26 protein-coding genes and 2 pseudogenes are annotated in these 24,566 nt (G+C 61.7%); 14 read left to right on the forward strand and 14 right to left on the reverse strand.

The window, feature by feature from the left end:
- Window positions 1-197: 197 nt before the first annotated feature.
- The 3 genes from FHJ30_RS17430 to FHJ30_RS17440 form a co-directional block, all read right to left on the reverse strand.
- Entirely contained in the window at window positions 198-815 is a 618-nt protein-coding gene (locus FHJ30_RS17430) for a hypothetical protein (RefSeq protein ID WP_171059117.1), read from the reverse strand.
- Between the two features lie 819 nt (window positions 816-1,634).
- A complete protein-coding gene (locus FHJ30_RS17435) occupies window positions 1,635-2,474 on the reverse strand; it encodes a GIY-YIG nuclease family protein (protein WP_139030522.1) in 840 nt (279 codons plus the stop codon).
- Window positions 2,475-2,573: 99 nt separating this feature from the next.
- Window positions 2,574-3,458 carry a GIY-YIG nuclease family protein gene (locus FHJ30_RS17440; RefSeq protein WP_139030523.1) on the reverse strand — a complete coding sequence of 295 codons (885 nt, stop codon included), beginning with the start codon at window positions 3,456-3,458 and terminating at the stop codon, window positions 2,574-2,576.
- 200 nt (window positions 3,459-3,658) lie between these two features.
- Between FHJ30_RS17440 and FHJ30_RS17445 the strand changes: the two genes are divergently transcribed.
- A complete protein-coding gene (locus FHJ30_RS17445) occupies window positions 3,659-4,600 on the forward strand; it encodes a toll/interleukin-1 receptor domain-containing protein (RefSeq protein WP_139030524.1) in 942 nt (313 codons plus the stop codon).
- A gap of 495 nt (window positions 4,601-5,095) precedes the next feature.
- Here FHJ30_RS17445 and FHJ30_RS17450 read toward each other — a convergent pair whose 3' ends face one another.
- Window positions 5,096-5,941 (reverse strand): hypothetical protein, encoded by an 846-nt coding sequence (locus FHJ30_RS17450; RefSeq protein ID WP_139030525.1) that lies wholly within the window; start codon window positions 5,939-5,941, stop codon window positions 5,096-5,098.
- A gap of 121 nt (window positions 5,942-6,062) precedes the next feature.
- On the opposite strand from FHJ30_RS17450, the gene FHJ30_RS17455 reads away from it, so the two are divergent.
- The 6 genes from FHJ30_RS17455 (at window position 6,063) to FHJ30_RS17475 (ending at window position 13,081) form a co-directional block, all read left to right on the forward strand.
- Complete coding sequence (locus tag FHJ30_RS17455) at window positions 6,063-6,383, forward strand: hypothetical protein (protein WP_240793751.1); 321 nt, start codon at window positions 6,063-6,065, stop codon at window positions 6,381-6,383.
- 159 nt (window positions 6,384-6,542) lie between these two features.
- The gene (locus FHJ30_RS17460) at window positions 6,543-8,663 is read left to right on the forward strand and encodes a DNA methyltransferase (protein ID WP_139030526.1); all 2,121 of its coding nucleotides are present in this window, start codon (window positions 6,543-6,545) and stop codon (window positions 8,661-8,663) included.
- Window positions 8,663-11,224, forward strand: a complete 2,562-nt coding sequence (locus tag FHJ30_RS17465; RefSeq protein ID WP_139030527.1) for a DEAD/DEAH box helicase — start codon at window positions 8,663-8,665, stop codon at window positions 11,222-11,224. The genes FHJ30_RS17460 and FHJ30_RS17465 overlap by 1 nt, the downstream gene beginning before the upstream one ends.
- A 403-nt stretch (window positions 11,225-11,627) precedes the next feature.
- Window positions 11,628-12,344: an SOS response-associated peptidase gene (locus tag FHJ30_RS17470; protein ID WP_139030557.1), complete on the forward strand. Its 717-nt coding sequence runs from the start codon at window positions 11,628-11,630 to the stop codon at window positions 12,342-12,344.
- Between the two features lie 9 nt (window positions 12,345-12,353).
- Window positions 12,354-12,500 carry a hypothetical protein gene (locus tag FHJ30_RS21435; RefSeq protein ID WP_171059115.1) on the forward strand — a complete coding sequence of 49 codons (147 nt, stop codon included), beginning with the start codon at window positions 12,354-12,356 and terminating at the stop codon, window positions 12,498-12,500.
- Window positions 12,501-12,565: 65 nt separating this feature from the next.
- Window positions 12,566-13,081: a hypothetical protein gene (locus FHJ30_RS17475; protein WP_139030528.1), complete on the forward strand. Its 516-nt coding sequence runs from the start codon at window positions 12,566-12,568 to the stop codon at window positions 13,079-13,081.
- Window positions 13,082-13,293: 212 nt separating this feature from the next.
- On the opposite strand, the pseudogene FHJ30_RS21760 reads toward FHJ30_RS17475, so the two are convergent.
- Window positions 13,294-13,476 (reverse strand): annotated as a pseudogene (locus FHJ30_RS21760) (GNAT family N-acetyltransferase); the annotation flags it as partial.
- 5 nt (window positions 13,477-13,481) lie between these two features.
- Here FHJ30_RS21760 and FHJ30_RS21765 point away from each other — a divergent pair.
- The 5 genes and pseudogenes from FHJ30_RS21765 to FHJ30_RS17505 all read left to right on the forward strand — a co-directional run.
- A pseudogene (locus FHJ30_RS21765) lies at window positions 13,482-13,737 on the forward strand (heavy metal translocating P-type ATPase); the annotation flags it as partial.
- An 84-nt stretch (window positions 13,738-13,821) separates the two neighbouring features.
- The gene (locus tag FHJ30_RS17490) at window positions 13,822-14,292 is read left to right on the forward strand and encodes a hypothetical protein (RefSeq protein ID WP_139030529.1); all 471 of its coding nucleotides are present in this window, start codon (window positions 13,822-13,824) and stop codon (window positions 14,290-14,292) included.
- A 156-nt stretch (window positions 14,293-14,448) separates the two neighbouring features.
- Window positions 14,449-15,087 (forward strand): DUF305 domain-containing protein, encoded by a 639-nt coding sequence (locus tag FHJ30_RS17495; protein WP_139030558.1) that lies wholly within the window; start codon window positions 14,449-14,451, stop codon window positions 15,085-15,087.
- An 82-nt stretch (window positions 15,088-15,169) separates the two neighbouring features.
- Window positions 15,170-16,042 (forward strand): F510_1955 family glycosylhydrolase, encoded by an 873-nt coding sequence (locus tag FHJ30_RS17500; RefSeq protein WP_139030530.1) that lies wholly within the window; start codon window positions 15,170-15,172, stop codon window positions 16,040-16,042.
- Between the two features lie 122 nt (window positions 16,043-16,164).
- Complete coding sequence (locus FHJ30_RS17505) at window positions 16,165-16,575, forward strand: four-helix bundle copper-binding protein (RefSeq protein ID WP_139030531.1); 411 nt, start codon at window positions 16,165-16,167, stop codon at window positions 16,573-16,575.
- A 109-nt stretch (window positions 16,576-16,684) separates the two neighbouring features.
- Here the strand turns inward: FHJ30_RS17505 and lgt are convergent, their stop codons facing one another.
- The 9 genes from lgt to FHJ30_RS17550 form a co-directional block, all read right to left on the reverse strand.
- Window positions 16,685-17,641 (reverse strand): prolipoprotein diacylglyceryl transferase, encoded by a 957-nt coding sequence (gene lgt / locus FHJ30_RS17510; RefSeq protein ID WP_139030532.1) that lies wholly within the window; start codon window positions 17,639-17,641, stop codon window positions 16,685-16,687.
- 243 nt (window positions 17,642-17,884) lie between these two features.
- The gene (locus tag FHJ30_RS17515) at window positions 17,885-19,171 is read right to left on the reverse strand and encodes an MFS transporter (RefSeq protein WP_139030533.1); all 1,287 of its coding nucleotides are present in this window, start codon (window positions 19,169-19,171) and stop codon (window positions 17,885-17,887) included.
- A gap of 92 nt (window positions 19,172-19,263) precedes the next feature.
- Window positions 19,264-20,667: a rhodanese-like domain-containing protein gene (locus FHJ30_RS17520; protein ID WP_139030534.1), complete on the reverse strand. Its 1,404-nt coding sequence runs from the start codon at window positions 20,665-20,667 to the stop codon at window positions 19,264-19,266.
- 150 nt (window positions 20,668-20,817) lie between these two features.
- Window positions 20,818-21,063, reverse strand: a complete 246-nt coding sequence (locus tag FHJ30_RS22045; RefSeq protein WP_373683156.1) for a hypothetical protein — start codon at window positions 21,061-21,063, stop codon at window positions 20,818-20,820.
- Window positions 21,064-21,175: 112 nt separating this feature from the next.
- A complete protein-coding gene (locus FHJ30_RS17530) occupies window positions 21,176-21,538 on the reverse strand; it encodes a co-chaperone YbbN (protein WP_139030535.1) in 363 nt (120 codons plus the stop codon).
- A 64-nt stretch (window positions 21,539-21,602) separates the two neighbouring features.
- Entirely contained in the window at window positions 21,603-21,899 is a 297-nt protein-coding gene (locus FHJ30_RS17535; protein ID WP_014923372.1) for a rhodanese-like domain-containing protein, read from the reverse strand.
- 30 nt (window positions 21,900-21,929) lie between these two features.
- A complete protein-coding gene (locus FHJ30_RS17540; RefSeq protein ID WP_139030536.1) occupies window positions 21,930-22,271 on the reverse strand; it encodes a rhodanese-like domain-containing protein in 342 nt (113 codons plus the stop codon).
- Window positions 22,272-22,316: 45 nt separating this feature from the next.
- Window positions 22,317-23,075 carry a sulfite exporter TauE/SafE family protein gene (locus FHJ30_RS17545; protein ID WP_139030537.1) on the reverse strand — a complete coding sequence of 253 codons (759 nt, stop codon included), beginning with the start codon at window positions 23,073-23,075 and terminating at the stop codon, window positions 22,317-22,319.
- Window positions 23,072-23,692 carry a rhodanese-like domain-containing protein gene (locus FHJ30_RS17550; RefSeq protein WP_139030538.1) on the reverse strand — a complete coding sequence of 207 codons (621 nt, stop codon included), beginning with the start codon at window positions 23,690-23,692 and terminating at the stop codon, window positions 23,072-23,074. Before FHJ30_RS17550 ends, FHJ30_RS17545 begins: the two co-directional genes overlap by 4 nt.
- A 131-nt stretch (window positions 23,693-23,823) precedes the next feature.
- Here FHJ30_RS17550 and FHJ30_RS17555 point away from each other — a divergent pair, with 131 nt between their 5' ends.
- The gene (locus tag FHJ30_RS17555) at window positions 23,824-24,081 is read left to right on the forward strand and encodes a metal-sensitive transcriptional regulator (protein ID WP_014923376.1); all 258 of its coding nucleotides are present in this window, start codon (window positions 23,824-23,826) and stop codon (window positions 24,079-24,081) included.
- A 58-nt stretch (window positions 24,082-24,139) separates the two neighbouring features.
- The gene (locus tag FHJ30_RS17560; RefSeq protein ID WP_139030539.1) at window positions 24,140-24,556 is read left to right on the forward strand and encodes a DUF302 domain-containing protein; all 417 of its coding nucleotides are present in this window, start codon (window positions 24,140-24,142) and stop codon (window positions 24,554-24,556) included.
- Window positions 24,557-24,566 lie beyond the last annotated feature (10 nt).

Here is a 24,566-nt window from a genome sequence, read left to right on the forward strand (position 1 = left end):
TTCCTGTGGTTTCGGAATAGCTTCTGGGACACCCAGATTACGGAAGCTGTCTTCCGGCGCACTTGGAATGGTCTGAATGGATCTTTGAGGATACATAGGAAGCGCGCACTAATATCGGTCGCTCAGAGTGCATCCCTAGCTTCCACTCCGACATCCCAAAGCCGGCCCGGAACGGGGGAACCGGACACTGAAAGAATCTATTTTTGGATCAGGCGTGCGAGCACCGTGTCGGAGCCGCTGAGGTTTGGGCGTTGGTACGCCTTGAACAGCCAGCCGATGACCCCGGGGGCTGCCGCAGCCGCTGCCGGCCCGGACGCCACGAAGCCAATGCCAGCAGAAATCGCAATCGCCGCACCGTCAGGAATTAGGTTGTCTTGAAGTGGTCGACTTCTCTTCAGGCTGCGATTGATGTCCCGAATACGCGGGATCAGTACGTCATCGATGCGTCCGGCCAGTGCTTCGGCGTCGTCATTTTTGCTGTCGCGGGCCAAAAGGGAAAGTTCGCGTCTCCATGAATCGAAACTTTCGTCGTCTTGGCGGATTCGTATGGTGGTCTTCGGATCGATCTTGAGTTGTGGAACGACGAGTCGGGCGACTTCTTCCAGAAGTTTTGTTGGTTGTTGCTCGATACCCTTGATTCTTGAGGCGCCGGTTGCCGCCTTTGCTCGCACCATTTCAAAGTCCGCGTCTGTAGGTGGAACGTATGTGGCCCCGGCATGGTCTGCGACTGCAAGTGTTTTGGCGAGGTAGAAGAACTCATCCTGATTTTGCCATGGAGCGTCCGCAGGATGAGGGACACCTGTACCTGCAGTCACCTTCCCTCCGCGGATGTTGTCCCAACGGCTTACGCCTGCAGGGTCACTCTCAGCCGCGGCCTGCATCTCGGGGGAGCGCACATCGTGGCGGACGGAAGACATTAGCGCTTCCCGCCGATTCAGGATGGTTGGCCACTGTGGCCGGAGTATCAAAATCCCTCTGTCAATGAGTGGGGCGAATGAAACTACGGTTCTAATGAGTCGAGTGAACCTGTCAAGGGCTTGGGTCGGGTCGCTCTTATCCGTGAGATAGACCGCATGCCGGGCGAATACGTCAGGCCCACTGTAGATGGCTGCAATGTGTGAACGGCTCGTGTGATTGACCATCCGGATTTCCTTCATCTTGGGAAGGTCATCGAACCGATCGAAGAAGTAGCCGCTGAGGGGATCGTGAACAAGGAGCCGGGGGTAGTACAGGAGGGCAACATGGAGATCTGGCGTGAAGATGGGCTCGTTCCAGCCTGCTCCTAGCCATCCGCCAGGGTAGTAGGTGCCAGGAGGTACAGGGTCGGAGATAGAGGCTTCGGCAGACTGGACCAAGAGCTGTCCTAGCTCCTCCATCCCGGCAACGGTGAGAGAGGCAAGCACCCTTTCCCCAGGTAGTTCCCCAAAGTAGTTCCTCAACACCTCTATAGGTGAGGCTAAACTCAGCCCAGAGTGGCCACTGCCAGTTTCCAACCACTTCCCCCTCGCGTTTGAACTGACTCTAGCTTCAAACGCTCGATTGTGATTGCCCGCACGTACTTTCGCTTGTTCCAACGGACAGGACGGTCGCACAACCAAGGAAGGGATACTGCCATTCGTCTGTGCCTGGCTGCCCTAGTTCAGGTTCATGCCGAACTGCCGGGTCATGAGCGCCCGCTTGAAATGGGCCTCGGCTGCGTCCACTTGCGCGGACGGAGCGCTCGGGGAGAAGACCTGCAGGATACTAAATTGGAAGTGCTGCCGGTGCCGGGCGTCGGCGGTAGCCAACTCCCGGAGTGCGACGTTACCGCCGTGGCCATTTCTGGCGTACTCGCTCCAGCGGCCCAGGAAACGCTCCGCGCCGTCGGCCTTGCCCACATACAACCGGCCGGTGCTGGTGTCGGCAATGAGGTATATGCCCTGCACGGAGCTGAGGGCTGTCCGCCATTGGCCGTATCGATCGTCGGTGATGACGGCCTGGAGCTCTTCAAAGCTCACAAGCAGCGAATCGAATCCTGGGAACGGCACGTGGGACGGATCGGATATCTCTACCACCGTCATGGAGGTTGCCTGGTCGCCTGTTTTGGCCCAGTTCACCGCGTCCTTGGTCCACTCGATTACCAGGCGGTCCGCCAGGGCCGCGAACACCGGGCTGGGCTGGAGGTCAAAGAAGCGGCAATCCTGAGTGCGCTCCGCGAGCACTTCACCATGGTTCTCGTGCGCAATGATGAACCTAGCGCGTCGGCCGGTTGTGGCGAGGAAATTCAACCAAAACCGGGGCGGAGTTGCCGGGACCTTACTGTTTTGGATGCCCTGTTCTCGCACGTACGGCAGGAGGTTAGGTCCCATCGCATCTGCCCGGGTTCGTAGACCGTCGGGCTTGAGTGTGTGCCGGATGACCAGCAGCTCCTGCGGTGCCAACCCGGTGGCCTGGAAGAGATCTGCGAGGCTCAAGCCACCCGAGATGTCATTCATGCATTGCCTTCTGTCTGCCCGCCAACGGCCTCAAAACTTGTTGTTTTCTTAATAGACAACGTCGGTGAATGGGAGAGGACAGGGTGTCCATTATCCGCTTTAAGCACTCAGGGCCTGATCTTCCAGTTGCTGGAAGGTCCGCCCGTCTGCGGTCTTCCAGGTAATCCGTCCGTTGATGTTGCCGCCGACGACGATGGCGCCAGCCGTGCTGGGGCTGCTGAAAAGGTGGTCTTTGACGAAGACATAGTCCTCGCCGCGGACCGCGGCAATGCCCTGTTCGACTAGAGCCACACGGCGGCGCGCCAACGAGGCGGAGAGGGAGGGGCGGGCTATTGCTTTACCGACAGAGCCGGCAAGGACGAGCAAACCTTCCGTGGTCGGCCTGGCGCGGGCGTCGGTGCCACTTTCCCTGAAGAACAGGGTTTCAATAGCGTCCCCTCGCCCAAGAGTTCCAGCCAGACTGATTTCGCGGACCGGCTCCAGGACCGGGTAACCCAAAGTGGTTAGGAGAACGGAAATGGTTTCCAGATACTCCCGGCAGTCGGATTCGAGTGGCGGAGGAGTGTGCGGGTTTGATGCCTCGTTGCCATTGTGCAGCTCGTACCGCCCAGCCTGCGCGGCGTTCTGGATCGCCTGCCACTCCATGTAGCCAGTGTGCGTGTTCGTCCAAGCGTTCGTCAGGGAAACAGCAACCAGGGCACGGTCCCAGAAGTCCTTCTTGTCCGAGTGCTGCTTGAGCCTGTCACCAACGCTGCCGGTCTGGCCGATATAGCAAGATGGCAGCCCAGACGATGAAGATCCGAACAGGAAGTAGACAGCGACCTGTTTGGATTCTGGCATGTCCCGGAAGTCCCTCAGTAGTGGTCGTGGTACCTCGAAAACCCTCACCGTACGCGTGGTGATCTCGGCCATCCGGATGCCGGCCGGGTCACCCTGGGGGAGGTAGATCTGGATGGTCTGGGGCAGCGGCGTTCTCGGAGACATACTCGAATCCTAATGAGCGCAGCGAAAGGACAGTCACGTGGCACCGCCAATGCGACATTCAAGCGATCACAGAACGCCGCCAATCATCGGCAAAGTTCACAGGGGAGTGTCCCCTTGATCGATGTCCCGGTTCTAAGGAAGTGGGACGGCGGTGCATCAGGCGCCGAGGGAATGTCAGTGGCCACAGATAGCCTTGAACCATGATCGTTGCGCCCAAGGCATTCATTAGTCACGCGACTGAAGACAAGTCCACTTTCGTTGTCCCTTTCGCCACAAAACTTCGCGAAAAGGGTGTGGATGCGTGGGTGGACCAGTGGGAAATCAAGGCTGGTGAATCTCTCGTAGACCGCATCTTTGAGTCTGGTATCAAGGAAGCTTCAGTTTTCATCGTCGTCCTGTCCTCGACTAGTGTGGCCAAGCCTTGGGTACGGGATGAACTGGATGCAGGAGTTATGCGCCGGATATCCGGACAAGCGAAGGTCATCCCGATCGTTCTCGACGATGTAGAGGTCCCGGTGTCGCTCCAGCACACCCTGTACCTCTCGGTGCCCAAGGATGGGCTAGAGAAGGTAATCGAAAAGGCCCTGCACTCTATTTTTGAGGTCGACAATAGGCCTCCACTTGGTTCGCCTCCGGCCTACACCACCGCCGCCGAACTTCCTCGGGTGCTTCCCGACCCGGTGGATAACATCGTTTTTAACGCCATCATCGACCTTCACCTGGATGACTCGGCCAACACCATCAGCGATCAGTCCCTCTTGGAACGACTGGTAGGAACTGATGTGTCGGCTGGTGCGATGAACGAAAGCGTGGATATCTTCGAGGCGGAGAGAAGAATCAAGCGCCAGAAGATGTTGGGTGGCAATTGGTTCATTACAGACGTCAAGAGCAGGACGCTGCTGCCAGCCCTGTCCGCTCGAGGGATGGACGTCGCAGGACTGCAGATGCGGCTGCTGGCGGGCATTGTTAACAACCCCCAGGAGGCCATTACATCCTTCGAGGGTCAGCCAAGAGCGGTTACAGATGCTCTGATTGATTCTCTGGAATCCCGTGGGCTTATCAAGACCCAAAGGATGATGAGCGGGCACGTATTTATTCACAACGTATCGGCTGAGGCGACCCGGATGGTCCGCCGCTCATAGTTGCGCACCGATGTTGCTGATGGGACACCCCTGCTGTACACGAATTCGCAGTGCTTCCAAGCCCGCGGGGGAGTGTCCCAATGGGAGGTCCCATTTCTAGTGGGACAGGCCGGGCGGAGCCGGGCTGTATGGGCATTTGCGCATACTGAGCCTCGCCAAAATAGCAGATCCGTGCTGTCCTGAATGTCAGTTAGCCAGCGAGTGACACCAGAGGAGTTGGCATGAGGGAGCAGCAAGATCGCTTGATTTTGATTGAACTCAAGGACCTTCGGGGTGCCCTTGTCGTTATTACTGGCTTCATCGCACTTCTTTGCTGGTGGATCGGCCTATCTGGCTATATAAAGGTGGGCGGTTTCATCAGCGGCGGGAGCGGGTTTCTAACGTTTCTACTGGTGCCCATCCTGGCAACGGTTGCCACATATCTAGTTGGACGGCGCCATATCCGTCGGTCGAGTTTAGGCCGGCACCGTTCCGGCTAGTAGGGCTGGTAGCTGGCTAGGCGAGATCTGGGGAGATACGTCGCATGATATTGACCAGCTGGATCACGCTATCGGCGGCGATGCCGGCATCCCTTCGAGACCCGCTCCCGCGATGTTTGACCGCTTGGGCAAATTCAATGGTGGCTTTAGCCAGTTTGCGAAGCTCGCTGTTGGCGGCACCCTCAAGTTCCACCTCGATGCAACGTTCGAGCCGTTGCTTTGTATTGCTGACTGGCGGTTCGGCTTCGCCCTCACGGAGGTGTCTGTCCGCGCTGTAGACGGCCGCGCTCAGGCATTCAAGAACAATGACACAGTCATTGCCGACGTTGCGAAAGTCTTGCTCAGAGCGGGCCTGACCGAAGTGCCGGCGTAGTTCGGCTAGTTCTTCATCGATGCGAGGCCACCCGGTTGTTCGTCGGGGAGATATTGGGTTACTCAGCGTTGACGCGATCGTCGAGAGCTCCAACTCGACCAGGCGTTCGTGGATGTTGTCGAAGAGGCCGTTCAAGATGTCACGGCGGGCTTGGTAGCTGTTTGCGGCTCCCTCCCTGATCCAAAATTGGCGGAAGGTACGGAAATCCCGGAAAGGCGGGGCGAACTCGATTCGGAGGCGCCTTAGAACCTGTCGCAGCGCGAGCAATGCCCGGGCGGAGTCGTCCTCATCCATTCGCTCGTCAGCGTGGGGATTGCCGCCGGTTCCGAATGACTCGAATTCATCGTGGACGAGGCGAGCCAGGGCGACCGCTGCGTCGACGTCCGTTACTCCCTCCAGGGAGCCGGTCAGGACTGCTTCGATCATTTCTCGGTTCAAGGTTCGGAACCCTTCTAAAGGGTTGTCGATCCAAAAGTCATCAGCGCGCATTGAATGAGCCTATTCGTCTGTAAGCAGGTCCGAGCCTATCGCTCAATCAGGTGCGTGATGTGCTCGGCTGGACCGGCCTGGTGCTGGCCCAAGCGCTGTCTACGTGGCAGTATCGATGCCTGTGTACGACGAAGCTTCCTCTCTTTTTGAGATCGACGAGCCTACAAAATCTCCCAATGTCATTGCTCCGCTTCCGATCAAGACAGAGCAAATACAAGAGATCCGTGATGCCTTCGAGAAGGCTGGGGTGTTAGGACAGGTCGATCGCAAGGCATTGATCGAAGCGGTCGTCGTTCGTGAAGTATCTAGCCTCCGCGAGCTTCGAGCGGTGGACGTTCGCAGGATTCTTCAGCGCATCCAGGGCTTGCGAAGTTCCAGGCCAACAAGCACGGGATCGGCCTGGGATAACCGCGAAGAAGACACCTGGATCGACAAGCTTTAGCGGATTTTCTTCGCCTTGAACCTCCGCTTCGACATATTCCTTAGGCCCAGCCAGTGAGGTCTGAACCACCCAAGCCGCGCGGGTAGGGTTGGAGTCGGGTTCGCGCCAGGCAAATTTGAGCATGACGTGGACTCACTCATGTCACAGTAAGGATGGGGAATGTCGCGGCTCACGGACCTTCTGCGCGCTGCCAAGCAGCTTGACCCGCAGCTAGGCAAGGACTTGGAAGATGAAATCCAGCCTTTGCAGAAGCGCCTGCCATTTGGACTCAATTTTGAACGGCATGCACCCGAAGCAGTAGAGCTGGCCGGTCACAAAATTCGCAAGGGGAGCAAGGTCCGGGTTCTGCCACCCCGAGGGTCGACTGCTCGTGGGGACCAACGACTGTGGCGAGTTAACAGGGTCATCGGCGATGCTGCCGAAATATCACCCCTGGACAGTTCCGCGGATGAAGCTCAGACCGCACAGGTCGATGACCTTATTTTGGTCTCAGAGTTCCGTGATTGGATTTACCCCGGTCTGCGCCCTGATGGCACTGTCGAGCGGGGTGGGGACAAGCCATTTCATACAGTCATTAACGGCGAGAACTTTCATGTACTTGAACAGCTGACTTTCACTCACGAAGGAGCCGTAGACGCCATCTATATAGATCCGCCCTACAACACTGGCGCTCGTGACTGGAAGTACAACAACGATTACGTCGAGGATGACGACCTCTATCGACACTCAAAGTGGTTGGCCTTCATGGAGCGGAGGCTCAAGCTCGCAAAGAAGCTGCTGAAGCCAGAGAATTCGGTGTTGATCGTGACGATTGACGAGAAGGAGTACTTGCGGCTGGGACTACTCCTTGAGCAAACCTTTCCGGAAGCGCGTATCCAGATGGTCAGCATTGTCATCAACAGCCAGGGCTCAGCACGAAAGATGGCCATGTCACGGGTAGATGAGTACGCATACTTCGTCTATTTCGGTGAAGCGAAACCTTCGCCAGTTGCACTGGAGACTCTTCAATCTGATGACAGCCAATCTCAAGTCGGCGCGGAGAGGATTTGGTTCCCGCTCATCAGGGGCGGGAAGTCCGGGGTTCGGGGGAAATCGAATGAGAGCTTCTTCCCTATCTACGTTGATGATTCTTCCGGGCGGATCATCGGCGCCGGTTACCCTATACCGCTGGAGCAGCACCCGAGTGAGGCTCCGCCCCCGCCTGAAGGATGTGTTGCGGTATGGCCAATCAGCAAAGAAGGAGTTGAGGGACGCTGGCAGATGGGGCGTCCAGAATTCTTATCTCGGCTTGAAAACGGCTACATCCGGGTCGGTCGCAGAGATGGAAAAGGTCGGTGGCCTATTACATACATCAGGACGGGCACAATTGACCGGATCCAGTCTGGTGAGATCCTGGTCGACGGGAAGGACGAGCGAGGGGCGTTGGTGCTGTCTAATGACCCGGACAACCCGAGAGGTAGAACTCCAAAGACGGTTTGGTACCTGAAGGCGCATAACGCCGGCACTTACGGAACTGACCTCCTCAATGATTTCCTGCCTGGAACTGATTTCCCGTTCCCCAAGTCGCTGTACGCCGTCGAGGACAGCCTTCGGTTCTTCCTCATCGACAAGCCGAATGCGGTTGTCTTGGACTTTTTCTCTGGGTCCGGCACGACCGCTCACGCCGTTATGCGTTTGAACAAGCAAGACGGCGGCTCTCGTCAGGCAGTCCTAGTAACTAACAACGAGGTGTCGGCTGACGAGCAGCGCACCCTACGACTGTCGGGTCTCCGCCCGGGAGACGCGGAGTGGGAGCAAAATGGTATCTGTGAGGCGATTACAAAGCCTCGAATCCAAGCCGCTATAACCGGGCTGACGCCCGACGGCCGGCCTATCAAAGGCGACTACAAATTCAACGACGAGTTTCCGATGGCCGATGGATTCGAGGAGAACGCAGCTTTCTTCACGTTGACCTACGAATCTCCTTGGCGAGTCAGCACAGACCGCGCCTTTGCGGCCATCGCCCCGATGTTATGGCTGCGCGCAGGCGCGCGAGGACAGCGGATAGACGATCTCTCAAAAGGATGGGCAGTTACCGAGGCGTATGGCGTCATCAAGGACCTCGATCTTTCAACTGACTTCATTACCGCGCTGCAGCTGGAACAAGACATCCGTGTTGCGTTCATTGTGACTGACGACGAGGGCCGCTATCAGCAGATCGCCAACGAGATCCCAGGTATCGAGACGGTTCGTCTCTACGAGGACTACCTCCGGAACTGCGAAAGCAATGGTGATTTCTAGTGCGCTTCACACTCAAGGACTATCAAGCAGATGCAGTGGGAGACACTCTTGCGGAGCTTGCTGATGCACGTGAGTTCTACCATGGTGCGCGTAAGCGAGTAACGTCCGTGGCTCTTACGGCCACCACTGGTGCAGGCAAGACCGTCATGGCTGCGGGAGTGATCGAAGCGCTTTTCTGGGGCAGCGAAGATTTTGAAACGGTCGCTGACCCAGGAGCAATCGTCCTTTGGTTCAGCGACGATCCTTCGCTTAACCAACAGACACGGCACCGTCTGGAGCAAGCATCCGACCGGCTGCGTAATCGCCTCGTCACGGTTGAACACCCCTTCCGGTATCGGAAGCTCCAGCCTGGCCACGTGTATTTCCTCAATACCTCGAAGCTGTCGCGGAACAGCCTGCTGGTTAGGGGCCACGATGCTGCTGATGCCTTGCCCGGCATGGAGTCGAACCCGGATACCGTGCCTTTCACATTCTGGGACACGCTGCGGCACACCATCGAGGATGAAAGCACTACCTTGTACATGGTGCTTGACGAGGCGCACCGAGGCATGGGACGGCGAGCATCATCCGACACGCCTACTATCGTGAAGCGTCTCATTAACGGTCATAGCTCCGTTCCGCCTGTTCCTATCGTTTGGGGTATCTCTGCGACGGTAAAGCGGTTCGAGGACGCCATGACCGCTGCGGAAGTGCAGGACAACAGAGTGCACGTGCGGACGATAACCGTGGACCCGGTAAGGATCCAGGAGTCAGGGCTCCTGAAAGATGACATCGTCCTCGACTTTCCTGCGGAGACGGGTGATTTCAATACCGTTCTCCTGCGGCGAGGCGTTCGCAAAGTGAAGGAGATGTCGGCAGCCTGGGCAGCATACGCCGCTGCGCAGAACGACCATGACCCAATCGCGCCCTTGCTGGTTCTGCAAGTACCCAACAAGCCGTCGCCCATGGAGGTGGCTTCCGCCATCGACGTTATTCGCAACGAATGGCCTGAGATCGGTTCCGAGGCGTTCGCGCACGTCTTTGGGGAACATAGCCCTCAAACTTTCGGTGCACATAGCGTTCCGTATATCTCTCCCGAGCGGGTTCAGGATGCCACATACATTCGCGTGTTACTCGCGAAGGACGCTATCAGCACAGGCTGGGACTGCCCGCGTGCAGAGGTGATGGTTTCCTTCCGCCCAGCCGAGGATGAAACACACATCACTCAGCTATTGGGCCGTATGATCCGTACGCCTCTCGCGCGCCGAGTCGAAGGTGACGACGTCTTGAACAGCGTCGAGTGCATCCTTCCACGATTCAACAAGGCCACCGCCAGCCGGGTGCTTGAACAGATCATGGGTAACGACCTCACCGAAACCGGGACTGGAACCGGTCAGCGTGTGTTGATCGACCCGCAGCTCATGACACCAAATAACCGGGTTCCGGATTCAGTATGGGCCTTGTTCACTGAGCTTCCTGCTGAAACCTTGCCGCGTAAGCATGCGAACCCAATGAAACGCCTGACCTCTCTCGCGCACGCGCTTGCGGCAGACGGCCTGGTGGCAGAAGCGGGAAGAATCGCACATGAACGCCTACACGGCGTCCTCAACGGGCTTTCCGCGCAATATCGGAGCGAGCTCGAGAAAGCCGAGTCGGACGTGCGGACCGTGGCCGGTGGCACAGTCCGCGGACACGCCCGGTATGGTCTACGGGCCGACGAGACCTGGACCGAGGCCGCAGATGACCGAGCCATCCAGGAAGCATTTCGTCATGCCACACGAACGGTGACTCCCGACATCGCGCGCACCTACGTAGACCACCTTGCAGCAGAAGCCGATGATGAGGACGTTCTCCGTGACGCCCATGTACGCGTGGCAGGCCTTGCCACGCTGCCGCAGACTCGGCCATCACTCGATGCAGCGGCAGATGCGCTCTCGTCCGAGTGGCTGGGCAAGCACCGAGTAGCGATCAAGACGCTGTCCGAGTCTCGTCAAAGCCTTTATGCGGAAATCACTGCCATGAGCACGGACCCTCAACTGATCTCCATGGCGCTGCCCAAGAACCGTCAGGAAGAGACTCGCAGGGCCATTGGGGACGCCACCCAGATACTCGATCAACGCCCGCTCCACTTGCTCTCGGACGACGATGGCATGTTCCCAGTCGGAAAGCTCAACCCGGATGAGGTCCAGGTTCTCGACACGGAAATCCAACGCGGCGACCTGCTCGCCTGGTACCGAAACCCCACCGGCGGTCGCGACTCCATGAGCATCGCCTACCAGGACGTGCACGGATCTTGGCGGACACTCCGACCCGACTTCCTTTTCTTCGTCGCCGGCGCTGACGGTGTAAGAGCCAACATCGTCGATCCGCACGGATCGTGGCTACCTGATGCCCTGCCAAAGCTGCGAGGCATGGCGCGATTCGCGGAGGCGTATGGCGAGAGCTTCCACCGCATCGAGTCAATTTCTCGGATCGACGGTGAACTGCGAGTCCTCGACTTCACCTTGCCTGAAGTGCGGAAGATCGTGCTGGACGCAATCGACGCAGACTCCGCCTACCGTGAGTCTGCTGTGGCGTACTGAGTGGAAGCTGCCTAGGTAGGCTGTTGCGCATGGGAGGAAGTGACGTTCAGAACATGGTGGAGCAAACTGGGCTAAGGAAACAGGAAGTAGCGGCCGCTATCGGCACCAGCGTAGCCAGTCTGCGTCGCTGGGAGCGTGAGGGCATAATGCCCGAGGATAAGCGCCTGGAGCTGCAGAGATTAGCTCACGGTGGAGATCCGAGTAGGCCCATTGAAGAAGCCCTTCCGGCAGTGCGGCTCGCCGAATTTTCAAGTGCTGTGCTCATTGAGGAGCTGGCTAGGCGCGCCCGCGGTGGGTGGCTTCGTGACTCGAGGGAACGACCTCCAGTTATTGCACCGGAAGCCTAACAACACTTTCCAACGATATGACTGTTGGCCAGGGCTGGTGGGGCAGAATGGCAAACATGTGCGGCAGATACGTTATGGCCAAGGCCACCGGCGATCTTTTGAGCCACTTTGAGGCCAAAGAGGTTGAGGGTAGCCCGCCGTCGCCGAGTTGGAACGTGGCGCCGACCCAGAGCGTGCCGATCGTGGCTGAACGTCTGGATGAGGGGACGATTGACCGGCATTTGCTCGTTGCCCGTTGGGGTCTGGTTCCGTCGTGGGCGAAGGACATCAAGATCGGCTCCAAGCTGATCAATGCCCGCAGCGAGAGCATATTGGAGAAGCCGTCCTTCCGGAAGGCGGCTGTGAAGCGTCGTGCAATCGTGCCCGCCGAGGGTTATTACGAGTGGCAGAAGACCGAGGACGGGAAGAAAATCCCGAATTACCTGTACTCGGAGAAGGAGTCCTTGTTGGGCTTCGCCGGTCTTTATGAATGGTGGGCTGACCCAACTCTGCCTGAGGATGATCCGGAAAGGTGGCTGCTCAGTTGCACAGTGCTCACTACGACGACCCAGGACTCCTTGGGGCACGTGCATGACCGTTCCCCGGTCATCATCCCGCGGGACCGCTTCGCGGAATGGCTCGACCCGGACCTGACCGACAAGAATGACATCCAGCACTTACTGAACTCCCTGCCGGAACCGACGCTGACACCTCGGATTGTCAGCTCCCGGGTCAACAGTGTCCGCAACAACGGGCCGGAGCTTATTGAGCCGGCCGAGCATGCAGCGAAATAGGCTCCTGCGGTGATACTCACCGGCACCGTCACCAACCCGGACGGCAGCTACAACCACATCGAGGCCGAAGGCGATAGCTATGAAGAAGCGCGGGAAAACCTCTACGCGCTTTTGGAAGAGGGCCAAAACCTCATAGTGATCCGCACGGATCGCTAACCCGCCTGAAGGCGGCACGTCCTCAGTCATGCGCGCACGCTGCAGGGCGGAATAGGCTGACAAGAATGGAAGAGGACACGGAAGTGCAGGGGCACCGCGCATACGTTGGCACGACCTCTGAAGGTGAAGCCGCTATTGGTCGCATCGCTATCTGGGCCGCAACCGTGGAAGAGAACCTTGAGAGCTTGTGCGTGCGATTGATCAACAGCGGCAAATCCGAAGTTGGCTACGCGGTTACTGCCAATATGAGTGCGTCATCGATCATCCTGCTTGCAAGGAAATTGTTGACTGACTCAAAGACGGTCAGCGACGAGGACAAGGCGGAAGTCCTGGTTATGCTCACGGAAGCAAAAGCAGCCCTAGAGCAACGCAACAAGATCCTGCACGGGCGGGTGGGAGAACTCATGTTTGAAGGCAAAACAACATTCTTCCATCGGCGGAAAAAGGGATCTGGACCGGCAGGGGAGGCTCCTGGCTGGTTTTCCACTTCGCTGAGAGAGCAAGAGCTTGACGAGATTGGAGCGCGACTTTTCGACGTCTCGGAGGACCTTTGGGGGTATCTCAACCTGCCGACTGATTAGCCCCCCGCGGAGGCCCAGCTTTTATGTGTCAGGCGGCGGCCGCGCCAGAGTCCGTGATGCTCTCCAGCAGCCACTGTTCTGACAGTGGGTCGCGGCGCAGCTCGAACGTGCGCAGCGCCGAAGTAGAGGTCAGGCGGATTATCTACCCTTTCCCAGCGTATTGGCTGGTCAGCGCAGAGCCGGGAAGCGAGTCACGTAAGGCACGTACGCTATCAGGCGTTGGGGGAGCGGCGTTCGATCAGGAGGGTGTCACGCCATGTGCCGCTGAGGGGTCCGTGGCCCATCTTGGCGATGCGTTGCCGGCGGCCGACGATGACGTAGCCGTGGGCGAGATGGAGCTTGAGGCTTGCTTCGTTCTCGGGGAAGACGCTGGCCTGGATGGTCCAGATCCCGCGCCGACGGGAACGATCACCGGGCTGTGGTGTCGATGGTGGACCTGTCCCGGGCCAGCTACGCCGAGATGTGGCAAAACCTCATCTGGGCCACCGTCTACAACGTCCTCGCGGTTCCTTTGGCGGCCGGTGCCCTTGGCCTTCGCCGGGGTCGTGCTGTCCCCGGCAGCAGGGGCGGTGCTGATGTCCGTGTCCACGATTGTGGTGGCTCTGAACGCCCAGCTGCTGCGGAGGCTGAAACTCAATCCCTCCCAGCCACGTTGAACAAGAGGCTCTGATCCGGCAGGGATAACCCCTGCCGGTAGGCTTAAGGCTCTGAACAACCTGCACGGAAGGGAGGGAAATGTTGTGAGCTCACCATCTCGTGGACCCTTCAGCGCGTTCTTCCTTCGTGCAGGCTTCCTGACCGCGGCCTTGGCCATCATTGCTGGTATCTTCGGCATGCACATCATCACCGGCGCACACCAAATGAGCGCAGCGAACAGCATGCCGGCAGCAGCCGCCGGGCCGTCGCTGGAACTGCAGAGTATGCCGACCGGGCACTCCGATGCACCGGGCGAATCCACGGACGGCGCGGCAGTTGGCACCGCGGCAGCTGGCTGGTCTTCTTCCTGCGGCCCTGACGGGTCCTGCCCGGAGATGTCCGCAGGCGGCAATGCCTGCGTGTTGTCCCCCGGAAGCACCTCGCTTTCAGCCCCGGCGCCGGGAACAGCACCCTATGCCTTAACGGACTTCGGTGCGGCGGCTGCAGCCAGCACGAACTATTCCTACTCACCGGGCAGCCCCTCTCCCGGTGACCTCTGTATCAGCCGGACGTAAACCGGCACGACGCGCCGTGTCCTTACCGGCGCGGCTTCGAGCTACATCGGCACGCATAAAACAGGCCGCCCCCGCTCAGGGGACCGTCACTGCGTGCAATCCCAAGGGCGCCACGCGCCGCTGATACTTTTGAGGACGCTGATTTCCATGATGAAGATGAAAAAGACCCTGACCATTTCCGCTGCCGCGATCGCAGCAGCAATCGCCCTCGCCGGCTGCGCCGCCGGCACTGAAACCGGAAGCCCGGCGACCAGCAGCACGCCCGGCATGAACCACGGCGGCTCGGCAATGCCCTCGGGTTCAGCATCGGCAACCTCGACCGCCTCCGCTGAGTTCAATGACGCGGACACCATGTTCGCGCAGATGATGATCCCGCACCACACGCAGGCCGTGACGATGAGCGAAACCATGCTCAAAAAAGAAGGCATTCCCGCCGCCGTGACGGAGCTGGCCACCAAGATCAAGGACGCGCAGGGACCGGAAATCGAGAAGATGACCGGCTGGCTTCAAAGCTGGGGACAGCCCACCGCGATGCCCACCAACATGCCTTCCGCGCACAGCATGTCCGGGATGATGGGCCAGGAGGACATGACCAAACTCGAGGCCGCACAGGGCACCGAGGCCGCCAAACTCTTCCTCACCCAAATGATCGCCCACCACGAAGGGGCCATCATGATGGCCAAGACCGAAACCACCGACGGCAAGAACGCCGACGCGGTCAAGCTCAGCAAGGACATCGTCACAGCGCAGGAAGCCGAGATCCAGGAAATGCGGCAACTGCTGGTAGGTCTCTGACTCCCGCTGATCAGCATCCGGGCACCGTGGCCCTCCGGGGCCGCGGTGCCTGCCCCATCTCCTCCCGACATCTGGAGTTTCCATGCCCTTCCCAATCCCCAACCGTTCATTCACCGCAGCCCTGACGGCCGGTGCCCTCGTCCTGGCCCTGGCCGCCTGCACCCCGCCCAACGCCCCCTCGACCGAGGCACCCCCGACGGCAACAAGCGGGCTGCCCGGCACCCACATCCACGGCCTGACCATCAGCGGCGACACCAGCCAGGTGCTGATGGCCACCCACGACGGCCTGTTCGACGTCACCAAGGAACCGGCCACGAAGATCGGCGCCACCAACGACCTGATGGGCTTCACCCCCGGCAAGGACCAAGGCACCTTCTACGCCTCCGGCCACCCCGGCCCGGGATCAGACCTGCCCGAGCCTCTCGGGCTGATGAAATCCAGCGACGGCGGCAAGACCTGGGAACCGCTCTCCCGGCAGGGCGAATCGGACTTCCACGCCCTCACCACAACCAGGTCCGGAATCATCGCCTCCGATGCGGAACTGCGAACCAGCCCCGACGGGAAGACCTGGAAAACAGTCGCCGCCGGTTTCGCCCCCGCCGCCCTGGCCGGGCACCCCGACAGCGACACCGTGCTGGCCACCACCCAGGAAGGAGTGCAGCGCTCGACCGACGGCGGCAACACCTGGACCCTGCAGAAGCAGGCCCCGGTCATCCAGTTCGCCACGTTTCCCCGCCCCACCGAAGCCGTGGGCGTTGAACCGGATGGCACCGTGCACTATTCCTCCGACGCCGGCGCGACGTGGACACGGAAAGGACGGATCGACGGCCAGGTGCAGGCCATAGCCGCCGCCAAGGGCGCCGATGGAAAGCTCTCGGTCTGGGCAGCCACCGCCGAGGGAGTCCTCGTCTCCACTGACGGCGGGGCCACCTTCAGGTCCGCCAACGCATCCTGACTCCTGACATCGGGGACGGGCGGAGGCCACGGAGGGGCAGACACGTGGCCTCCACCGGTCTAGGGTAGGGCCGGAGGGCCGGTAACAGCCGGCCCCCCGTCACCGATGACAGGAGCAGGATCATGACCCACCACATCAGTGCAATGATCGGCGCGCATCCGAAGGGGACGGGCAGCCTGGACAAGGAGAAGCTGGCCGAATGTATCGCTGCCTGCTTCGAGTGTGCCCAGACCTGTACGGCCTGCGCCGATGCGTGTCTGGGTGAAGACATGGTCGCCGACCTCGCGGTATGCATCCGCACCGATCTGGACTGCGCCGACATCTGCGCCGCCACCGGCAACGTCCTCACCCGGCTGACCGGCACCAACACCGACCTGACCCGGGAGGCGCTTCAGGCCTGCCGGACCGCCTGCGCCGTCTGTGCCGAGGAATGCGAACGCCATGCCGGGATGCACGAGCACTGCAGGATCTGCGCGGAAGCCTGCCACCGCTGCGAAAACGCCTGCGCAGCCCTGCTCGACTCGATGGTCTAAGACCCCTCGGGCGCACCATCGCAGCCTGCGCGGATCCAACCCGCCGGGCGACTTAGCGCCGGGCGACCAAGGTGAAGGCAGGACCGCCATCAGCGGCACCATGTGGTCCTCACGGCACGTGGTGGCGATTCCCTTTGCCGTCCGTTTCGTCGTGCTTCCCAGGATCGTGCCCGTTTGCGCGAGTATCGAAGCCATCAACGGAACCGGCGCTTTGAGCCGTTGATCCGGACCGCGGACGGGATCTGAGGACCAGGAAGACAGCGAGGGCGGCAAGAAAGAGCAGAGCGGAAACCCAGGTGTTCACGCGCAGACCCAGAATGGTGTTGGCGTAGTCGGAGCGCATCAGTTCGAAGACAAAACGGCCGGCGGTGTACAGGACGACGTAGAGGGCGAATACGGAGCCGGCCCCGAGCTTGTACCTGCGGTCCAGGAACACCAGCAGCGCTGCGGCGGCCAGGCACCACAGTGACTCGTAGAGGAACGTCGGCTGGTAGTATCCGAGGATTTCCGGTGTTCCGTCGGCGGTGACTACGGCCTGGCCGGTGGCCGGGTTCATGTTGTGGATCTGGAGTTTCCAGGGCAGGTTTGTCGGCTCGCCGTAGAGTTCGTTGTTGAACCAGTTGCCCCAGCGGCCCATCGCCTGGGCCAGGAGCAGGCCGGGTGCGGCGGCGTCGGCGAATGTTGCCAGGCGCACGCCGGTGCGCCGTGCCCCAATAGCGGCGCCGGCCAGACCGAGGGCGACGGCGCCCCAGATCCCGAGACCACCCTCCCAGATCCGGAAAGCGCCCCACGGGTCTTTGTCGGGCCCGAAGTACAGCTGGTTGTCTGTGATGACGTGATAAAGCCTGCCGCCGACGATGCCGAATGGAACCGCCCACATGATGATGTCCATGGCCTGCGCCGTCGTGCCGCCCCGAGCCCGGAAGCGGCGGGCTGTCAGCCAGGCGCCTATGACGATGCCTGCCAGGATGCAGAGGGCATAGAAACGTATCGTCAGCGGCCCGACTTGGACGGCGCTGAGCGTCGGCGACGGAATAAAGAAGCCGGGCAGTACTGAAGGTTGCATGGGAATCTGTCCCTTATTAAGGAGAAGAGGGCCATCACGCCCTTCTTGATCGTAATCGCAAAGGCAGCGGATGCTTGATCGGTACACGTTGATCCGTGTTGCCGGGGCGGGTGTCCCCGGCTTACTGCAGGCATCATTGGGAGGATTCCGGCGGGAGAATCTGCAACGCGCCCCTCCCTGGCCAGGCTCGATGGATCCCGTGGATGTTGTAACCTCTGCCTGAATTCGCGCGGCGCTGCTTCCTTAGATGGCGGGTTTGTGGTCCCTGCCACGCATCCGGACGGCGACGATGATGCCGGATGCTGCCGTGAGGGCGCCGACGACGGCGATGGCCGCGGGGACGCCGTAGGCGTCGGCGAGGAGTCCGGAGAGCAGGGCGCCGATGGCGAATCCGCCGTCGCGCCAGAGCCTGTAGATGCCGACGGAGCGTGCGCGCCATGCGGGGTGGGCGACGTCGCCGATGGCGGCCAGCAGGGTGGGGTAGACCATGGCGGTGCCGGCCCCGAGAAGGATGGCCGCGGCGAGCCAGGTTCCGAAGCCGTTTCCGATAGCAACTATGGCCAGGGCTGCGGCCTGGACGAGCATGCCTCCGGCGATCAGCGGTTTGCGCCCGTATCTGTCGGACAGGGCACCGGTGACGAGTTGCCCTGCTCCCCAGACTGCCGGGTAGACGGCGGCGAGGATGCCGATGCGTTCGATGCTCAGCCCTGCGGCGGCGAAGAGGACGGGGAACAGTCCCCAGACCAGGCCGTCGTTGAGGTTGTTCACCATCCCGGCTTGGCTGACCGAGGATAACGATTTGTCGCGGAAGCTGGTCAGGGTGAAGATTTGCCTGTTGCTCAGCCCCGCGTGGGTTCCGGCGTGAGCGGCTCTGTGTGTGGCTGCTTCGGTTTTGGCATGCTGGTGCGTTTCGCGGATGGTCAGGATGGAGAGTCCGAGGCCGACGGCGATGAAGGCTGCGCCGAGGAGGAAGGGGCCGGGGCGCAGCCCGTAGGTTGAGGCGATGTAGCCGGTGGTCAAGGCGGTGCCGGCGACCCCGAGATACCCGGCGGCCTCGTTGAGGCCCATCGCCAGTCCCCGGCGTTCGGGGCCCACTAGGTCCATCTTCATCATGACGGTGGTGGACCAGGTCAGGCCCTGGCTGACGCCAAGGACAACGTTGGCGGCGACAATCCAGCTCCAGGACGGGCCGAAGATCAGCATCAGGGGAACGGGCAGCGCGATCAGCCAGCCGGCCACGAGGACGGGCTTGCGGCCGTAGCGGTCCGAGAGGGTGCCGGCGAAGTAGTTGGTGGCGGCTTTGGCCAGCCCGAACGCTAGGATGTAGGTCAGCGCGGACGTGTACTGATCAAGGTGGAAGACCTGCCCGGCGAGCAGCGGCAGCACGGTGCGTTCCTGGCCGAGGGTTCCGCCGACGAGGGCGTTGGCGGCGACGAGGAGCATGAACTGGGCCAGGTTCTGCCGCAGACCCAGTCTGAAGCTGTCTGTTGTCCTGTGCTGGTGGCGGGAGGGGGTGTTGCCTGAGATCATTGCGCTCCGTTGTGGAGGGACTGCTATCGGCGGCGGTCCGGTTTTCCGGGCCGCCGCCGATTATGGGTGGAACTGTTTTCGGCGCTGCCGGGTCAGCCGGCGGAGGCCATAGAGCGCTGGAAGGTGTCCCAGGCGGCGTAGCTGCCGTCGAGTTCCACGACGTCGTAGCCGGCGCGGCGCAGGGCGCTGGCTGCCACGGAGCTCCGGACGCCGCTTTGGCAGTAGGTCACGATGGGGCCTTCGGCCGGGAGCTCGTCGAGGTGCCACATGACGCGGCCGCCGCTGAGCTGGTGTGATCCCGGGATGTGTCCGGCGGTGTGCTCAGAGCGGTTGCGGACATCGAGCACCATTGCAGCGTCAAAGCCGGCCAGTTCCGCCGGCTGGATCACGCTCGGGGTGAACGTGGGCAAGCCCTCGAAGCCGGTGACGTACCCGGCGACGTTGTCGATACCGACCCGGACCAGGTGGTCCCACATTTTTTGGGCCTGTTCCTGACCGGAGGCGAGCAGAACCAGCGGGTTCTTGTCGGATTCGGGGTTCACAACCCAGGCCCCGTAGCTGGCCACGGACTTGCCCACGGGGATGTTCACGGAACCGGTGACCGTGCCCCCGTGGACTTCGGTGTTGGGACGCGTGTCAACGAAGGTCACTTTGTCCTCGGCGAGGTCCTTGGTGACGGCGGTGGGGTCCAGCTCCTGCAGCGGGGCGCGTTCGCCCATGATCGTCGGACCAACCCGGTTTTCGCGCTTCATCCGCCCGAAGTAGGCGTGGGCATCGGGCTGGCCGTCGAGGAGCTCGTCGATGAAACCCTGCTCGTCGTTGGCAGCCAGGTAGGGACCCCACCACGCGTACAGCCGCTCGTAGCCGACAGTGGAGGAGGGGATGGCGCCCAGGGCCTTGCCGCAGGCGCTGCCTGCGCCGTGGGCCGGGTGGACCTGGACGTAGTCGGGCAGGGTGAGGAACTTATCGCGCAGGCTCGCGAAGAGCTGCTTGGCGCCCTCGAAGCGGGTGTCGAGGCCGCCGGCTGCTTCGTCCAGCAGGTCCGGACGTCCCAGGTCGCCGGAGAAGACGAAATCACCGGAGAGCAGGTAACCGGGCCGGTCGCTGAACGCGCCGTCGGTCACCAGGAAGGACAGGTGCTCGGGAGTGTGTCCGGGGGTGTGCAGGGCCCGGATGCTGATATTGCCGATGGTGATCGTGTCGCCGTCGTAGAGACGTTCGCCGTCGAATTCGTACTGCCAGTCGGGCCCGCCTTCGCCGGAGACATAGATCTTAGCTCCGGTCGCGGCAGCGAGCTCGCGGGTGCCGGAGAGGTAGTCAGCGTGGATGTGGGTCTCGGTGACGGCCACGATCTTCATGCCGTTCTTCTCGGCGAGATCCTGGTAGACAGCGATGTCGCGGCGGCCGTCAACCACCACCGCGGTTCCGTTCGCCTGGCAGCCGATCAGGTAGCTGGCCTGGGCGAGGTCTTCGTCGTAAATACGCTCAATAAGCATCTGGTGCTCTCCTTCGTGAACTGGTGTGGAGGGGAACCCGTCCCCGTCGTTCTGAAAATAATACTAATACCCCAGGGGGTATATCGCAAGCGGGTGCGGGCCGTGCTGCCTGGGTTCAGGTGACGCCCCTGCGGTGAGTGAGGAGCCGGGTCAGAAGTGACGCAGGTAAGCGCCGGCGTCCGGGCCGGAGGTGCTCCGTCGGCAGGGGTGCGTAGGTAACAGGGTGGCCGTTGCGGTACCACTCGGTGATTCCGCCGTGGCGACGTTCACTGCGCCGTAACCGCGTCCCGAGAGAATCGTGGTGGCCTGGCTGCTGCGCTTGCCGGAGCTGCAGAGGAGATGCAGGGTTATGGCGGGGAGGTCGTTGAGACGGACAGACAGTTCAACCAGCGGGATGTTCCGGCTCCCGGGGACGTGGGCGGTGGCGTATTCCTCACGGCACGGGGATAGATGGCGGCGAGGTCATCGGCCGTTATGGTGCGCATTGATTCCGCTTTCGAGGTCGGTTTCAGGTCGGCTGCTGTGAGGCTTCGGCGCGGATTTTGTCCATGTCCAGGTTCTTTACACCCTGGATGACCTGCTCCAGGCCGGCGGCATTAAGGGCGCCAGGCTGGGAAAAGACCAGGGTCTTGTTCCGGAAGGCCGTCAGGGTGGGAATTGAGGTGATGCCGGCCGCCGCGGCGAGGGCCTCTTCGGCCTCGGTGTCCACTTTGGCGAAGGTGATGTCCGGGTGGTTTTCGGACGCCGCCTGGTAGGTGGGGGCGAACATGCGGCACGGGCTGCACCAGCCTGCCCAGAAGTCAACGAAGACGACGTCGTTGTTCTCCAAAGTCTCAGCGAGGGTCTGTTGGGTGATGTCGATGGTTGCCATCAGGTTCGTGTCCTTCCGGGTGCGTATAAAAGCGGTCAGTGGTGCAGGCCCTCCGGCAGGAAGGTCAGGTGGTGGGGAGTCCTGCGCGGGTCCAGGCGATCATGCCGCCGGCCATGGTGTCCGCGGTGTAGCCGGCGCCGTTGAGGGCATCGGCAACCTGGGCGCTGCGGTTGCCGCTGCGGCACACTGCGATGACGGGCACGGCCGGGTCCAGCTCGGACAGGCGTGTCTGCAGCTGTCCCATCGGGATATGCAGGGCGCCGGGGATCATGCCTTCGGCGACCTCGAAGTCCTCGCGGACATCGAGGATCCGGGCCTGGTTGCGGCGCTGGTCCGTTTCGGTGACGGTGATTTCAGCCACGGGGTTCTCCTTAGAAAGTTCTGGGTGTTGTTAGCGGACGGGTTCGCCGGCCTGGCCCCAGGCGCCCATGCCGCCGCGGAGGGAGTAGGACTCGTAGCCCTGGGCGGCGAGGATCCGGGCCGCAGAGGCCGAGCGGACCCCGGACTGGCACATGGCAATGACGGGACGCGCCTTCTGGATGCCGGCGGTGCTGGTCTGCAGCCGGTCCAGGGGGACGTGTTTGGCCTGCGGTGCGCGCCCGGACCGCCATTCCTGGGCAGAACGTACATCGATCAGGGTGGCTCCGGAGGCCAACAGGTCCTTTGCTTCGGCCACGGTGATCGTGTTGTAGGGCTTGCTGAAGGCCTTTCTGAGGGAACTGATCAGGTCCATGGGTGTTCTCCTTGGTTTGTGCGGGATGTCTGTGCGGATGATCTGTCAGGCGGTGACGGTACTGGCCGTGACCCAGGCCGCGACGGCGAAAATCAGGACCGCGAACGAGATGCGGATGTGCTTGTCTGTGAGGCGCCGGGCGAGGCGGGCGGCACCGAGCGAGCCGAGGAGCGCAGGGACCGCGAAGGCAAGGACGGTGGGCCATTCGATGGTGAAGCCGGCGGCGTGGGCTCCGAAGCCTGCGGCGGAGTTGATTACGATAATGGCCAGGGATGATCCGATGGCCTGTTTCGTGCGCAGTCCCAGGAAGAGTGTGAGGGCCGGGGTGATCAGGAATCCGCCGCCGACGCCCAGGAGTCCGGTGAGGAAGCCCACCAGGAGTCCGGTTCCCACGGCTTTGGGGGCGCAGGTGCGGAAGGCACGGTTGTGCCCGGTGCTGCAGGAGCCTTCGGTTTCGGTGGTGCGGGCCAGCATCCGGATCCCGGCGAAGACCATGATGGCCGCGAAGGCGAGCATCAGGATGTCCGGATCCAGGAGCCGGCCTACCGCAGCACCGCCCCATGCTGCAGGGATGCCGGCCGCCCCGACGAGCAGGACCACGGGCCAGTTAACGCCCTCGCGGAGCCGCGGGATCAGGGCCGCCAGCGACGAGACGCCGACCACCAGCAGGGACGTGGGGATGGCCTCGGCGGGGCTCATGCCGAGGCCATAGACCAGGGCGGGGACGGCGATGATTGACCCTCCGCCCCCCACGACGCCGAGCACGATCCCGACGAAGAGGCCCAGCGCCAGGGCCGGAATCATGCTGCCGGGGTCTGCCTGGCTGTGACCGCCGGCAGCTGCAGGATGGCGGTTTCGCGGGTGGGTTCCTTGGCAGCTTTATTCCACGGCATCGCAGAGATCGCCTGGCCCATCGCGCAGGTATTGGTTGCGGCCGAGAGGGTCAGGCCCGTGCCGATCGCGCCGGCGAGCATCCGGATCTTGGGGGAAACGAATTTGCCTCCGGCCAGCCCCAGCATCACGAGGGAACCTGCGGCGAGGCGGACCTGGCGCTCGAGATCCCACCGGCTCTTGCCCCGGACAACGTCCCCGCCGGCGGCCGCGAAGCCGGGAACCCCGCCAGTGAGAACGTACGCGGTGTCGATGCCGGCTGTGCCGAGGCGCTGGCGTGCCCGCTCGGCCCGTGCGCCGGAGTGGCAGACCAGGACCACGCGGCTGCCCAGCCGGGCGGCCAGCTCCTCGGTGTGCCCCGAGAGGAGCGGCAGGGGAACGTTGTAGGAGCCACGGATGTGCAGGGAATCAAATTCGGCCGCGGAACGCACATCGATCACGAGAAGGTCCTGGTGCTCGTTCACCCAGCTGCGCAGGGTCTCCGGCGCCAGGGACGTGACGGCGGAAACTGATGTGGAAGGGGAATTCATGGATGTCCTCTCAGACGAAACGTTGGTGCAGACGAATACCCCACCGAGTATTTCAGATACCCCTGGGGGTAGTCAACACACCCCTGGGGGTATATGATTGCATGCATAAACCCCATTATTTGGAGCTCAGCATGCAACTGGATTCAACAGAACTGACCCCCGTGGTCAACCGGCTCAAGCGCGCGCAGGGCCAGCTGGCAGCCGTGACCCGCATGCTGGAGGAGGGCCGGGACTGCAAGGACATCGTCACCCAGCTCGCCGCCGTCTCCAAGGCCCTGGACCGGGCCGGCTTCGCTATCATCGCCAGCGGCCTGGAGCAGTGCATCGTCCGGGAAGACATGAGCATGAATAAGAAGGACCTGGAGAAACTCTTCCTCTCCCTCGCCTAGACCAAGTTACGCCCAATCCCGCGGCCGAGCACCCGTAACCGAGTACAAGGAGTCCCGCATGAGCTATACGCATACCGTCACCGTCCCGCTCTCCTATGCCGAAGCAGTACAGCGCACCCGCGACGCCCTCAATGAACAGGGCTTCGGAATTCTCACGGAAATCAACGTCCGCGCCACCTTCGAGGCCAAACTCGGAACCGGCGCCGTGGGCGACTATGTGATCCTCGGCGCCTGCAACCCCGCCCTCGCCAGCCGCGCCCTCGCGGCCGAACCGGAGCTCGGCACGCTGCTGCCATGCAATGTCGTTGTCCGTCGCGGCAAGGACGCCCTTGTCACCACCATCCAGGCCATCGACCCCCAGACCATGGTCCAGCTCAGCGGCACCCCGGCCGTCCAGGAGATCGCCGACGACGCCGGCACCCGCCTGCGTGCCGCCTTGGCCGGGATCGCCGATGGTGACGGCTCCGCATCGTGAGCGGGTCAGG

The sequence above is a fragment of the Arthrobacter sp. BB-1 genome (genome assembly GCF_006151685.1).
Classification (GTDB): domain Bacteria; phylum Actinomycetota; class Actinomycetes; order Actinomycetales; family Micrococcaceae; genus Arthrobacter.

Coding starts and splice junctions, on each gene's coding strand:
- FHJ30_RS17545 (WP_139030537.1), bottom strand. CDS start 23,075: ATGATTCCGGCCCTGGCGCTGGGCCTCTTCGTCGGGATCGTGCTCGGC.
- FHJ30_RS17540 (WP_139030536.1), bottom strand. CDS start 22,271: ATGGACCTGATCAGTTCCCTCAGAAAGGCCTTCAGCAAGCCCTACAAC.
- FHJ30_RS17460 (WP_139030526.1), top strand. CDS start 6,543: ATGTCGCGGCTCACGGACCTTCTGCGCGCTGCCAAGCAGCTTGACCCG.
- FHJ30_RS17435 (WP_139030522.1), bottom strand. CDS start 2,474: ATGAATGACATCTCGGGTGGCTTGAGCCTCGCAGATCTCTTCCAGGCC.
- FHJ30_RS17505 (WP_139030531.1), top strand. CDS start 16,165: ATGACCCACCACATCAGTGCAATGATCGGCGCGCATCCGAAGGGGACG.
- FHJ30_RS17520 (WP_139030534.1), bottom strand. CDS start 20,667: ATGCTTATTGAGCGTATTTACGACGAAGACCTCGCCCAGGCCAGCTAC.
- FHJ30_RS17445 (WP_139030524.1), top strand. CDS start 3,659: ATGATCGTTGCGCCCAAGGCATTCATTAGTCACGCGACTGAAGACAAG.
- FHJ30_RS17555 (WP_014923376.1), top strand. CDS start 23,824: ATGCAACTGGATTCAACAGAACTGACCCCCGTGGTCAACCGGCTCAAG.
- FHJ30_RS17450 (WP_139030525.1), bottom strand. CDS start 5,941: ATGCGCGCTGATGACTTTTGGATCGACAACCCTTTAGAAGGGTTCCGA.
- FHJ30_RS17500 (WP_139030530.1), top strand. CDS start 15,170: ATGCCCTTCCCAATCCCCAACCGTTCATTCACCGCAGCCCTGACGGCC.
- FHJ30_RS17475 (WP_139030528.1), top strand. CDS start 12,566: ATGGAAGAGGACACGGAAGTGCAGGGGCACCGCGCATACGTTGGCACG.
- FHJ30_RS17515 (WP_139030533.1), bottom strand. CDS start 19,171: ATGATCTCAGGCAACACCCCCTCCCGCCACCAGCACAGGACAACAGAC.
- FHJ30_RS17560 (WP_139030539.1), top strand. CDS start 24,140: ATGAGCTATACGCATACCGTCACCGTCCCGCTCTCCTATGCCGAAGCA.
- FHJ30_RS17495 (WP_139030558.1), top strand. CDS start 14,449: ATGAAAAAGACCCTGACCATTTCCGCTGCCGCGATCGCAGCAGCAATC.
- lgt (WP_139030532.1), bottom strand. CDS start 17,641: ATGCAACCTTCAGTACTGCCCGGCTTCTTTATTCCGTCGCCGACGCTC.
- FHJ30_RS17530 (WP_139030535.1), bottom strand. CDS start 21,538: ATGGCAACCATCGACATCACCCAACAGACCCTCGCTGAGACTTTGGAG.
- FHJ30_RS17550 (WP_139030538.1), bottom strand. CDS start 23,692: ATGAATTCCCCTTCCACATCAGTTTCCGCCGTCACGTCCCTGGCGCCG.
- FHJ30_RS17440 (WP_139030523.1), bottom strand. CDS start 3,458: ATGTCTCCGAGAACGCCGCTGCCCCAGACCATCCAGATCTACCTCCCC.
- FHJ30_RS17470 (WP_139030557.1), top strand. CDS start 11,628: ATGTGCGGCAGATACGTTATGGCCAAGGCCACCGGCGATCTTTTGAGC.